The organism is Pseudomonas sp. PDM31, from assembly GCF_019218965.1.
GTDB lineage: Bacteria > Pseudomonadota > Gammaproteobacteria > Pseudomonadales > Pseudomonadaceae > Aquipseudomonas.
Genome location: NZ_JAHUWS010000016.1, coordinates 14,075 through 26,292, shown reverse-complemented (window position 1 = coordinate 26,292; position 12,218 = coordinate 14,075). Strand labels below are relative to the sequence as shown.

General features: G+C 59.5%; 11 protein-coding genes. 3 read left to right on the top strand and 8 right to left on the bottom strand.

Translation table 11 applies throughout. The features are described from left to right. Positions 1-13: 13 nt before the first annotated feature. The 3 genes from ureG (at position 14) to KW839_RS24990 (ending at position 2,562) form a co-directional block, all read left to right on the top strand. Complete coding sequence (ureG, locus tag KW839_RS25000; RefSeq protein WP_060542772.1) at positions 14-628, top strand: urease accessory protein UreG; 615 nt, start codon at positions 14-16, stop codon at positions 626-628. Between the two features lie 29 nt (positions 629-657). After that, entirely contained in the window at positions 658-1,230 is a 573-nt protein-coding gene (locus KW839_RS24995) for a HupE/UreJ family protein (RefSeq protein ID WP_218425762.1), read from the top strand. A 198-nt stretch (positions 1,231-1,428) separates the two neighbouring features. Continuing rightward, positions 1,429-2,562 (top strand): AGE family epimerase/isomerase, encoded by a 1,134-nt coding sequence (locus KW839_RS24990; protein ID WP_218425761.1) that lies wholly within the window; start codon positions 1,429-1,431, stop codon positions 2,560-2,562. 59 nt (positions 2,563-2,621) lie between these two features. Here KW839_RS24990 and KW839_RS24985 read toward each other — a convergent pair whose 3' ends face one another. From KW839_RS24985 to KW839_RS24950, 8 genes are all read right to left on the bottom strand, one after another. After that, positions 2,622-3,527: a cation diffusion facilitator family transporter gene (locus KW839_RS24985; protein ID WP_060542769.1), complete on the bottom strand. Its 906-nt coding sequence runs from the start codon at positions 3,525-3,527 to the stop codon at positions 2,622-2,624. 128 nt (positions 3,528-3,655) lie between these two features. Further along, positions 3,656-4,417 carry an SDR family oxidoreductase gene (locus KW839_RS24980; protein ID WP_218425760.1) on the bottom strand — a complete coding sequence of 254 codons (762 nt, stop codon included), beginning with the start codon at positions 4,415-4,417 and terminating at the stop codon, positions 3,656-3,658. 847 nt (positions 4,418-5,264) lie between these two features. Next, complete coding sequence (locus tag KW839_RS24975) at positions 5,265-5,981, bottom strand: ABC transporter ATP-binding protein (protein WP_060542767.1); 717 nt, start codon at positions 5,979-5,981, stop codon at positions 5,265-5,267. After that, the gene (locus KW839_RS24970) at positions 5,978-6,850 is read right to left on the bottom strand and encodes an ABC transporter ATP-binding protein (protein WP_218425759.1); all 873 of its coding nucleotides are present in this window, start codon (positions 6,848-6,850) and stop codon (positions 5,978-5,980) included. Before KW839_RS24970 ends, KW839_RS24975 begins: the two co-directional genes overlap by 4 nt. Then, entirely contained in the window at positions 6,847-8,130 is a 1,284-nt protein-coding gene (gene livM / locus KW839_RS24965; RefSeq protein WP_060542765.1) for a high-affinity branched-chain amino acid ABC transporter permease LivM, read from the bottom strand. The genes KW839_RS24970 and livM overlap by 4 nt, the downstream gene beginning before the upstream one ends. 3 nt (positions 8,131-8,133) lie before the next feature. Continuing rightward, positions 8,134-9,048 carry a branched-chain amino acid ABC transporter permease gene (locus tag KW839_RS24960; RefSeq protein WP_046819754.1) on the bottom strand — a complete coding sequence of 305 codons (915 nt, stop codon included), beginning with the start codon at positions 9,046-9,048 and terminating at the stop codon, positions 8,134-8,136. Between the two features lie 253 nt (positions 9,049-9,301). Next, positions 9,302-10,435, bottom strand: coding sequence for a branched-chain amino acid ABC transporter substrate-binding protein (locus tag KW839_RS24955; protein WP_218425758.1), 1,134 nt, complete (start codon positions 10,433-10,435; stop codon positions 9,302-9,304). A gap of 362 nt (positions 10,436-10,797) precedes the next feature. Next, entirely contained in the window at positions 10,798-12,081 is a 1,284-nt protein-coding gene (locus tag KW839_RS24950; protein WP_060542763.1) for an FAD-binding oxidoreductase, read from the bottom strand. Positions 12,082-12,218 lie beyond the last annotated feature (137 nt).

Here is a 12,218-nt window from a genome sequence, read left to right as displayed (position 1 = left end):
TTTGGAGAATCACATGAACGCACAACCCCTGCGCGTCGGTATCGGCGGTCCGGTCGGCTCCGGTAAAACCGCGTTGACCCTGGCCCTGTGCCTGGCCCTGCGCGAGCGCTACAACCTGGCCGTCGTCACCAACGACATCTACACCCGCGAAGACGCCGATTTCCTGGTGCGCAACGAGGCCCTGGCGCCGGAACGCATCATCGGTGTCGAAACCGGTGGCTGCCCGCACACGGCGATCCGAGAAGACGCCTCGATCAATCTCGAAGCGGTGGATCAACTGAACCGGCGTTTTCCGGGGCTGGACCTGATTCTGGTGGAGTCCGGTGGCGACAACCTCTCCGCCACATTCAGCCCGGAACTGTCCGACCTGACCATCTACGTTATCGACGTGTCCGCCGGCGACAAACTGCCACGCAAGGGCGGGCCGGGAATCTGTAAATCCGATCTGCTGGTGATCAACAAGATCGACCTCGCGCCGCTGGTGGGTGCTTCGCTGTCGTTGATGGACAGCGACACAACACGCATGCGCAACGGCAAGCCCTTCGTGTTCAGCAACCAGAAAACCGGCCAGGGCCTGGAAGAGATCATCGCCTTCATCGAACGCCAGGGCCTGCTGACGGCTGCCTGATAACGACTTTTCAACAAGGAAGCTTATCCATGACACTCAAACGCATCCTCGCCGCGACGGCCCTGCTGTTGACCCCGGCCCTCGCCTTCGCCCACCCGGGGCACGGCGACAACGGCTTGATCGCCGGCATCAGCCACCCGATCGGCGGCCTCGACCACTTGTTGGCAATGCTGGCGGTCGGCCTGTGGGCGGCGCAGCAGCAAGGCATCGCGCGTTGGGCCCTGCCGTGTACCTTTGTTGGCACCCTGTTGATCGGCGGGCTGCTGGGCTTTGCCGGGATCAACCTGCCGGCGCTGGAAACCGGGATTGCCGCTTCAGTGCTGGCCCTGGGCCTTGCAGTGGCATTGGCGGTGCGTCCGCCATTGGCCATGGCGGTTGGCGCGACAGCGTTGTTTGCGCTGTTCCATGGCGTGGCGCACGGTCTGGAGTTGCCGGAAATGACCAGTCCCTGGACCTATGCCGCAGGATTTGTAGCCGCGACGGCGGTGTTGCACGCCGGCGGATATGCGCTGGTGCGGGTACTGCCGCAGGCCGCCGCACCACTGGTGAGACTGGCCGGTGCTGCTTCGGCCGCGACCGGGGCATGGCTGCTGGCAGGCTGAGTCCCTGTTGCCTGAACCGGCCTCTTCGCGGGCAAGGCGGCTCCCACAATTTACAGGGTGTCCACACTATTAAGATTCGGCGCAAATCCTGTGGGAGCGGGCTTGCCCGCGATGGCGGCCTGACAGACACCGCATCTCTGCGGTCAGCCTCTCTGCTACCATGTCGCGCAATTAACCCTGCCGTGACGACGCCAGCCAATGCCGCATGTTTCCCGCTCCGCCTCCCAGCCTGAACTGACCGCCCTGTTCGCTTCAGTGCAACAGCATTTCCTGGACGTCATTGTGCCGCTCTGGCAAGGCCCGGGCTGGAACGCCAACATGGCGCTGCCTTACGAGGCACTGGACGCCGAGCAGCATGCGCTGCCCCCACAGCGTTACCGGGCCATGGCCTGTGCGCGGCAGCTGTTTGTGTTTGCCAGCCTGATCGGCCAGGTGCCGGCCGCCGAAGAGCGCGCCGCAGCGCTGTTCCGTTCCCTGCAGCGGCATTTCCACGATGCCGAGCACGGCGGCTGGTTCTACAGCGTCGACGCACAGGGCGCGCCGCTGGACCAGCGCAAAGACCTGTACACCCACGCCTTCATCCTGTTCGCCTGCGCCCATTACTGGGACAAGGTCCGCGAGCCGTTAGTGGAGTCGGTGCTCAACGCCGCCCTGGAAGTGGTGTCGCAACGTTTCGCCACGGGCGACGGCCTGTACGAAGCCACGCTCGAGCGCGATTGGTCTTGCCTTGATAGCGGCCCCCTGCAAAACCCGCTGATGCACCTGGCGGAAGCCTTCCTCGCCACGCTATCGGTTCGCGAAGACCTCGCCGTACAACAGGCGCTTGTCGAGTTATGCACAGCCATGCAAAAGCGTTTTATTGATCCACAACACGGTGTGCTGATGGAAAAGCCGCTCGATGCTGTGGATAACTGGTTCGAGCCGGGCCACCAGTTCGAGTGGTATTTCCTGTTGGAGTCCAGCGAGCTGCTGCGTGGCTCGAAGTTGCATGACTCGCTGGAACGCGCGTTCACCTTTACCGAGCAACTGGGCGTCGAGCAACAGACCGGAGCCGTGCGGGCCATGCTGGACCTCGGGCCGGATGGCGGCTCCCGGGACGCTACGCAACGCATCTGGGCACAGGCCGAGTACCTGCGCGCCTTGACGCTACGCCCGCACAGCGAAGCCGTGGTGCTGCGTCAATTGCAGGCATTAAAGCAGCACTCGCTGCATGCGCACGGTTGGTATGAATGCCGGGATGAACATGGTGAAGTGAGCCGTCGCGACATGCCATCGACCACGCCTTATCACCTGGCGACTTGTTACCGCGGGTTGGCCGATTACCTTGCCTGACCTGCGAAAGATCGCAGCCTCCGGCAGAGCTGGAGCAGGCTGCGATCTGGCTATACGTGCTACTCAATCCACTTGCGGTCGCCAGTGAAGCTGATGGTCAACCATCTCGCCGCATCCGCCTTGCCGAGTTTCGCGGAAATGTCCTCCCGTAACCGGTCCAGGTCCCCAACGCCATCGATCGGGTAATCCCCCGGCAGCACCACGTGAATCTCGATAAAACACGCCCGTCCGTGTTTCTGCACGTAGGAAATGTAATCGTCGAACCCGTGCTCGAGCTTGGCCGCTTCCATCACCTGACGCACCTTGTCGTCCAGTTGATCCGGGACGATACCCAGCACTTCGCGCAAAGCCGGACCAAGGATTTTGAAAGCCGGGGGAAGCATGCCCAAGGCCAGCAGAATCAGAATCAGCGGGTCGACATACACCGCCCATTCGTCGTATCCCTGAACTTTGAGCAGCAACGCGATGAGGAAACTCACCAGCAGGCCCGCCGACAGCATCGCATCCACCAGCCAACTGATGTTGTCGAACTGAATCAGTGATGATTTGAGTGTGCGATTGCGATGGCGGACGTAGAAGAAATAAATGAGTTCAACGACCGTAAACACAGCCGCATAAAAGATCACCAGCCCGAGCTCGACCTCGCGGCCGCCGCTGATGATGCCGAACACACCGTTGAGAAAGGCGTAAACGGCCACCAGGAATATGAAACTGCCTTCGATCACCAGCACCATGGGCTCCAGGTGCCAGGAGCCGAACTGGAAGCGCTGATTGCTTTCCTTGGCGATCAGCCGCGCGGTGATCAGCATCAGCACCTTGATGAAGGCTGCGATTAACGAAAAGAAGCCATCGAACAGGATGGATTGAGCGCCCGAAACAAAACCGGTGATGATCCCGGCGACTGTCACGGCGAGCATCAGAAAGGTTGATTGTTTGAGCAGCGACTGCTCGCCTCGATTACTCACTTGAGCTCCTCTAATACCTCTAGACCGCCGTGTACGGCGGGTTACTTGAGGGAGGAGTCTAGCTGATGTCTTGTACTGCCTGTTCCGGCCCCTTCGCGGGCAAGCCCGCGAATGGCCGTTACTCGGTCTTAAGCCTTGCGCTCAATCGCGAAGCCAGCCCAGGTCTGGCTGACCGGCATCAGCTCCAGGCTGTTGATGTTGATGTGTGCCGGAGCATTGAGGACCCAGAAGATGGTCTCGGCAATGTCTTGCGGCTGGATGGGTTCGGCGCCGGCATAGGTCGCGTTGTAGCGTTCCTGGTCGCCGGCAAACCGCACCAGCGAGAACTCGCTCTCGCACAGGCCCGGTTCGATGTTGCTGACGCGCACACCGGTGCCTTGCAGGTCGCAACGCAGATTCAGGGAGAACTGTTTGACGAATGCCTTGGTCGCACCGTAGACGTGGCTGCCCGGGTACGGATAGTTACCGGCGATGGAGCCAAGGTTGATGATGCCGGCACCGCGACCGTGGGCGATCAGGCGAGGCAGCAGCAAACGGGTGCTGTACATCAGGCCTTTGACGTTGGTATCGACCATGGTGTCCCAATCGTCCAGGTCGCACTTGGGCGCTGGATCAACACCCAGGGCCAACCCTGCGTTGTTGATCAGCCCACGCAATTTGGCGAAGGACGGCGGCAGGTTGGCGATCGCCTCTTCCATGGCCTTGCGGTCGCGCACATCGAGCACCAGGCCATGAACCTCGGTCTGCTTCGACAACTCGGCGCACAGCGCATTCAGGCGCTCTTCACGACGACCTGTCAGCACCAACTTCCAGCCGGCCTCGGCAAAACGACGGGCACAGGCTTCACCAAAACCGGAAGTCGCGCCGGTAATAAACAGGGTGTTGGACATCGTGTTCTCCTTGCGTCGGCTGATCGCCAGCCATTGGAATAGAAAATCAGCAGGCAGCATGCCGCGCCGCGCTCATACCGGCAACACGTTCCCGGCGGGCCGACACTGTACAAAAAACAGCCAACCCATTGCGCACCATACGGTACGGGGCTTTGCGCCATGTGCACGCACGTTATCCACAGGCCGGTCCACAGTCTTTGGGGGCAAGTGGAAAAGCTGCAAGCCGCTATCCACAAGGCTTTGCGCGGTGATTTGAAACTTTTTTGCTTGACCCTCGATAGTCTGCGGTGTAGTCCATGGCATTTTGCACGATCGACCGGGCAAACGGGCGATGGCGCCAAGCCAGTAACCACGGCCTTCAGCGAAGTCTTTCCAGAGTTTAATCACAGACTTATCCACAGGCTTATCCACGCCATTTTGACGCAGTTTCATCATCAACAAAAAGGTTGACAAAGCAGGCTTTAGGCTACGTAAAAACGCCTGATCAAAAAACAACCACACCCACGCAAGCCACGGATTCAGAGGCTTTCAGCCAGCTACTCCCACGTTATTCACAGCCAGTTCCACAGCAAACGGGGACAAGTCCAAACCGTGTCAAAACAACTATTTACAGCGGCTTTATGTCGCGCTTTCGGAGCTTGGAAAATTTGTTTTCCACAATTTCCTGAATGCCTGCAAAAAACCTGTGGGAGCGAGCGTGCTCGCGATTGCGCAGTGTCAGTCACCTCGATGCTGACTGTACCGCCGCAATCGCGGGCAGGCTCGCACACAAGGGATGACCGCCGTTTCGGGGATGTAAAAAAGCCCCGGCGATTGCTCGTCGGGGCTTGGTTACTTCAGCGTGGAATCAGTGCCCACCAAGATACGCGTTACGCACATCCTCGTTGACCAGCAGCTCCTTGCCGGTACCCGTCATGCGGATTTCTCCGTTGACCATCACATACGCACGATCCGACAGTCTGAGCGCGTGGTTGGCGTTCTGTTCCACCAGGAAGATGGTCATGCCGGTCTTGGCCAGTTCGCGCAGGGTCGCAAAAATCTGCTTCACCACGATTGGCGCCAGCCCCAGGCTCGGCTCGTCCAGCAGCAACAACTTGGGTCGGCTCATCAGCGCACGGGCGATGGCGAGCATTTGCTGCTCGCCGCCGGACATGGTCATCGCTCGCTGGGTTCGCCGCTCCTCGAGCCGTGGGAACAGCTCGAACATGCGTTGCATGTCTTCCTTGGCGTACTTGTCGCCAATCGGAATGGTGCCCATCAGCAGGTTTTCCTCGACGGTCATGTCGGGGAACACCCGCCGCCCTTCCGGCGACTGCGCGATGCCGTTGGAGGCGATGTAGTGCGACGACTTGTGGGTAATGTCCACGCCCTGATAGAGAATCTTCCCGTTCGCCGCGCGCGGCTGACCGAAGATCGACATCAGCAGGGTCGACTTGCCGGCGCCGTTGGAACCGATGAGGCTGACGGTTTCTCCTTCGTTGATGTGCAGCGAAACTTTCTTCAGGGCCTGGATCGGCCCGTAAAACACGTCCAGTTCCTGGAGTTCGAGGATGGGTTGGGTCATACCACCTCCTCTTCATCGGCGCCCAGGTAGGCTGCAATCACTTTCGGGTCGTTGCGGATATCGTCGGGGCCGCCCTCGGCGATGACGATGCCGTGGTCCAGCACCACGATGTGGTCGGAAATACTCATAACCATGCCCATGTCGTGTTCGATCAGCACCACGGTCAGATCGTGCTCGTCGCGCAGCAGCCGGATCATCGCGCTCAGCGCTTCGGTTTCCTGAGGGTTGAGGCCAGCGGCCGGTTCGTCGAGGCAGATGATCTGCGGACGGGTGCACATGGCCCGGGCGATTTCCAGGCGGCGCTGTTGGCCGTAGGACAACTCACCCGCCAGGCGGTTGGCGCAGTCCACCAGGTCCACCACTTCCAGCCAGTAGAAGGCGTGGTCCAGTGCATCGCTTTCAGCCTTGCGGTAACCCTTGGTGTTGAGGATACCGGCCAGCATGCTGCGATTGACCCACATGTGCTGGGCCACCAGCAGGTTTTCCAGTACCGACATTTCCTTGAACAGGCGAATGTTCTGGAAGGTCCGCGCCAGCCCGGCCCGGTTCACCAGGTGGGTGCCGCCGAACATCTTGTAGCGCAGCCGGGTGATGAAGTTTTTTGGCGAGACGAAATCGGTCGGCTTGAACGATTCGCCCAGCAACTGGATGACGTTGGTCTGCTGCCCGCGCACGTTCAGTTCGATCTTGCCGCCGGAGGCCTTGTAGAACCCGGTCAGGCAGTTGAACACGGTGGTCTTGCCGGCGCCGTTGGGGCCGATCAGGGCGAAGATAGAGTTGCGCTTGACCTGCAGGCTCACATCATTCAACGCCTTGATGCCGCCGAAGTGCATCATCAGCTTCTCGACAGAGAGTACGACTTCGCTCATGGCGCTACTCCTTTACGCGGGGTCACACCCGTGCGGCTGATCCGAATCAGGCCGCGTGGTCGCCAGATCATCATCAACACCATCAGGATGCCGAACAGCAGGACGCGGTATTCGGCGAAGCCTCGCAGCAACTCCGGGGCGACGGTCAACACAAAGGCTGCAATCACTACGCCGATGGTCGAGCCCATGCCGCCGAGTACCACGATGGCGAGGATCAGGGCCGATTCAAAGAAGGTGAACGAGGTCGGGTTGACGAAGCCCTGGTAGGTGGCGAAGAACACGCCCGCCAGACCGGCCGTCGATGCACCGATGGTGAACGCCGAGAGCTTGACCAGCACGTGGTTCAGTCCCATGGAGCGGCAAGCGATCTCGTCTTCACGCAGCGCTTCCCAGGCACGACCGACCGGCATCTTCACCAGACGATGCTTGATGTACAACACAGCCAACACGACCAGGAACAACACCGCGTAGATGAAGTAGTACTTCACGTCCGGGTTGTAGGCGATACCGAAGAACTCATGGAACGGTACGCCACCATCCTTCGCCCGCTTGCCGAACTCCAGGCCGAAGAAAGTCGGCAGTGGCGCAGGCATGCCGTTCGGGCCGCCGGTCAGGGACAGCCAGTTGTTAAGGATCAGGCGAATGATTTCACCGAAGCCCAGGGTCACGATCGCCAGGTAGTCACCGTGCAAGCGCAGCACCGGGAAACCCAGGATGCAACCGGCCAGCCCGGCTGTGATTGCCGCCAGTGGCAACACCGTCCAGAAACCCAGGCCCAGATACTGATAACCGAGTGCCAGGCCATAGGCGCCGATGGCGTAGAACGCCACGTAACCCAGGTCAAGCAGGCCGGCCAGGCCGACCACAATGTTGAGCCCCAGACCCAGCAGCACGTAGATCAACCCGAGAATGACCACGCCCAGCAGGTAGGAGTTGGAGAAAAATGGAAACACCACGGCGATGACGATCACCAGCGGGATGATCCAGCGCAACCGCGACTTGTAGTCTGGCGCCAGAACATGGACCCCGGAACCGGTGGACTCAAAACCTTCGAGAATTTTCAGACCCTTCGGGGTTTGCAGGAACATGCTCAGGGCGAATCGACCCGCCATGACTATGGCGACAATCCAGGCCACCCGGGTGGTTTCCAGGTTAAAGCCGTAGCCATCGAGTACGACGCCGACAATCGGCCCGAACACAATCAGGGCAATGAGGCCGGCAAGAATCGCGTCAACCAGACTTTTTTTGATATCAATGGTTTTTTTAGTGGTTGAAGACATCGTTTACACCTTCGACACAAGAGGACGGCCGAGCAGGCCTTGGGGCCGAAAGACCAGAACGAGAACCAGCAGCGAGAAGCTGAAAACGTCTTTGTAGTCCGAGTTCACAAGACCGGAAAACAGCGACTCGGAAATCCCGAGGATAATCCCGCCGAGCATGGCGCCAGGCAGCGAACCAATCCCGCCGAGTACCGCGGCGGTGAACGCCTTGATCCCGATGATGAAGCCGGCGTAGAAGTCGAATGTGCCGTAGTTCATGGTGATCAGTACGCCGGCCAGGGCCGCCATCGCTGCACCGATGATAAACACGTAGGAAATCACCCTGTCGGTGTTGATCCCCAGGATCGAAGCCATCTTGCGGTCTTGCTGGGTTGCACGGCACATGCGGCCGAGCTTGGTGTACTTGATGATGTAGGTCAGCGCGGCCATGCCGACAAACGCGGCGACCAGAATGAAAACCTTGGTGTAGGTCAACTGCACAAAACCTGTACCGACCTCGACACGCCAGGCTCCCGTGAGCAACGTTGGAACACCTTGTTGTTTGGCGCCCTGGGCGATTTGCGCATAGTTTTGCAAGATCAGCGAGATACCGATGGCGCTGATCAGCGGTGCCAGTCGAGTGGAGTTACGCAGGGGTTTGTAGGCGACACGCTCGATGACCCAGCCATACACCGCCGTGACGACGATGGTGAAGATCAGGGTGCCGAGCATCAGCAGCGGGAAGGATTCAATACCGAAGTATGCCAGCAGAGCCAGACTGATTGCCGCGAGGTAAGCGGAAATCATGTAAACCTCGCCGTGGGCGAAGTTGATCATGCCGATGATGCCGTAGACCATTGTGTAGCCGATGGCTATCAGGCCATAGACCGACCCGAGGGTCAGGCCGTTGACCAGTTGCTGCAGGAAAATACCATCCATAACGCAATCTCACGCAATGAGAACCTGCACACCTGTGGGTGTGCGGCTCTTCTAAGAAAAATACAGATGTACGTCGGAGCGATGTTAGACACGATCAGGCAAGCCACCACCGCCCCCCTGTAGGAGCGAGCATGCTCGCGAAGAACCTGAGGACAACGCGTTTAACCAGCAAGCACGCGTTATCGTTGACGTTTTTCGCGAGCATGCTCGCTCCTGCAGGGGAGCAGCGCGGCTCAACTGATCAGGTAAGCCCTTACTTCTGTTTTTCCAGCTGGTGGTATTTGCCGTCCTTGTCCCACTGGTAAACCACGTAGTCGGACACTTTCAGGTCGCCCTTGCCGTCCCAGGTCTTCTCGCCCATGACGGTTTTGACCGGGTTTTTCTTCAGCCATGCAGCCGCTTCTTCGCCCTTGTTGGACTTGGCGCCGTTGAAGGCCGCAGCCAGGGTCTGTACCGAAGCGTAGGCGTACAGGGTGTAGCCTTCAGGCTCGGTACCGGCCTTGCGGAAGGCGTCTACCACAGCCTTGCTGTCTGGCAGCAGGCGAGGGTCGGCACCGAAAGTCATCAGCACGCCGTCAACGAATTGCGGACCGCCAGCAGTGGTCACCAGTTCGTCGGTCACGATGCCGTCGTCGGACATGAACTTGACGTCTTTCAGCCCTTGTTCACGCAGTTGACGCACCAGAGGACCGGCTTCCGGGTGCAGGCCACCGAAGTAGACGACGTCAGCGCCGGCACCGCGAATCTTGGTGACAATGGTGCTGAAGTCTTTCTCGCCACGGGTCAGGCCTTCATACAGCACAGGCGTTACGCCGCGCTTGACCAGTTGAGCCTTGGTGGCATCCGCCAGGCCTTGGCCGTAGGTGTCCTTGTCGTGCAGCACGACAACCTTCTTGCCCTTGAGCACGTCGACGATGTAGTCGCCGGCAACGATGCCTTGCTGGTCGTCACGCCCACACATACGGAACATGGCGCTCAGGCCGCGCTCGGTAACAGCCGGGTTGGTGGAGCCTGGAGTGATTGCGATGATGCCCGCTTCGTCATAGATCTCGGAGGCCGGGATGGTCGACGAGGAGCAGAAGTGACCGACCACGCCGGCGACTTTCTGGTTGGTCAGGTCCTTGGCGACCGTCACAGCCTGTTTCGGTTCGCAGGCGTCATCGCCCTTGACCAGTACGATTTTTTCCCCGTTTACGCCGCCCGCTGCGTTGACCGCATCGGCCGCAGCCTGTGCACCCTTCATGTACTGCTCGCCGAATGCCGCGTTGGCGCCAGTCATTGGTCCCGCTACGCCGATCTTGATGTCAGCCTGAGCAAACGCAGAAACACCCAACGCAGCTGCCACTGCGAGGGCCAGAAAACCTTTCTTGTAAAACGTCTGGGACATGAGGTGGTGCTCCATGGTTTTTTTAATTGGCACTGCGACTTCACTGACTGCTCAGAGCAAGGGCCGTGCCATCGGTTTTTTATTCTGAAAAAAGTCGCTGCTTTATTATTATTTCGACTGTCTCGAGCCCATTTTCATTGGGCGTGCAACCGTCTAAACCGCGGAAGGTAAAACCTAAGTTTTTTTGAGGCGCAACCCACGCGCGCCATCATTGCAACCGCGACACCAAACGACGTGCAACCAGCCTGTAACATCGTGCGTCACCGAAGTGCACACTGCTGGTGCGGGACTGCTACAACCCGCACCACTACAGGCTAGCTGCAGATCGAAAAAGCGCCGCTTTCTGCTATCGATATCAACAATCAAATCACGATCCGCAGGCACTGGCCTGCGTGATACAGCGAGAAACCCGCCTCGTACAGACAACTACGCAATCCGACTCCCGCCAAGGGTTGCATGGGGGCGAAGGGTATCGGCAAGGATTGAGGATTTCCGTTACACAAGTAATCGGCAAAGGCTTTGCCGACCACTGTACCCGTTGTTACACCCCGGCCGTTGTAACCGGTCACTGCCACCAGGCCGGGCGCCGGTTCGAACAGGCGCATCAGATGATCGGGGGTGAAGGCGATGCAACCAGTCCAGGTGCATTCCCATTCCACCGGCTTGAGGTACGGGAAGTAGTGTTGCTGAACCCGATCGGCCCAGGCTTTGAGAAACCAGGCCGGCTTTTGATTGCCGTTGCCGAGACTGCCAAGCAGCAGGCGCCCGTCTTTGTCTCGACGGATACTGCTCAGGACCTGGCGGGTATCCCAGGACCCTTGGCCACCAGGCAAGATTTGCTGCGCAGCGTCTTCAGTCAACGGCACCGACGCCACTTGATAGTAATAACCGGGGAAGAAATTGCGCCGCAATTCGGTCCAGTCGCCTTCGGTGTAAGCGTTTGAAGCAATGACCACTTGCTCGGCCAGTACCGAACCCTGGGCGGTTTGCACCGACCAGCGCTGCCCCTGGCGTTCGAGCCGGGTGACCGGGGAATGATCGAACAGCTGTCCACCAAGGCCGATAGCCGCTTTGGCCAGGCCGGTGGTGTAGGCCATCGGATTGAGGGTGCCGGCACGGCGATCGAGCAACGCAGCGGCGATCTTTTTAGTGCCGGTGGCTTGCTCGCAGGCTTGACCGGTGAGCAATTCCACCGGCGCCCCACGGCGCTTCCATTGTTCTTCGCGACTGCGCAAGTCCGCTTCGCCACGGGCGTTGTGCGCCATGTGCAGCGTGCCTTCGCGGCGCAACTGGCAATCGATGTTGTACTTGTCCACAAGGCTGAACACCAGGGATGGAGCCGCACCGAGCATGCGATTGAGCTGGCTGCCAACCTCTTCGCCAAACCCGGCTTCGATCTCGTCCGGTGGAATCCACATGCCGGCGTTGACCAACCCGACATTGCGCCCGGAACCGCCGTGGCCAGCGCGATGGGCTTCCAGCACACAGACAGTTTTGCCTTGTTCCAGCAGATGCACCGCCGCCGACAAACCGGTGAAGCCGGCGCCGATGACGCATACATCGACTTTTACTTCACCCTTGAGCGCCGAGTTGTCGGGCCTTTGCGGCGTCAGTTTTTCCCACAGACATTCTTCGCGTAACGGCATTGCCAGACTCCAACAGAAACCTAACCACCCACACAAATCAGTGTGGGAGCGGGCTTGTTCGCGAAAGCGGTATGTCAGTCACCATTAATATCGCTGACAGATTGCATTCGCGAGCAAGCCCGCTCCCACAGGGAATC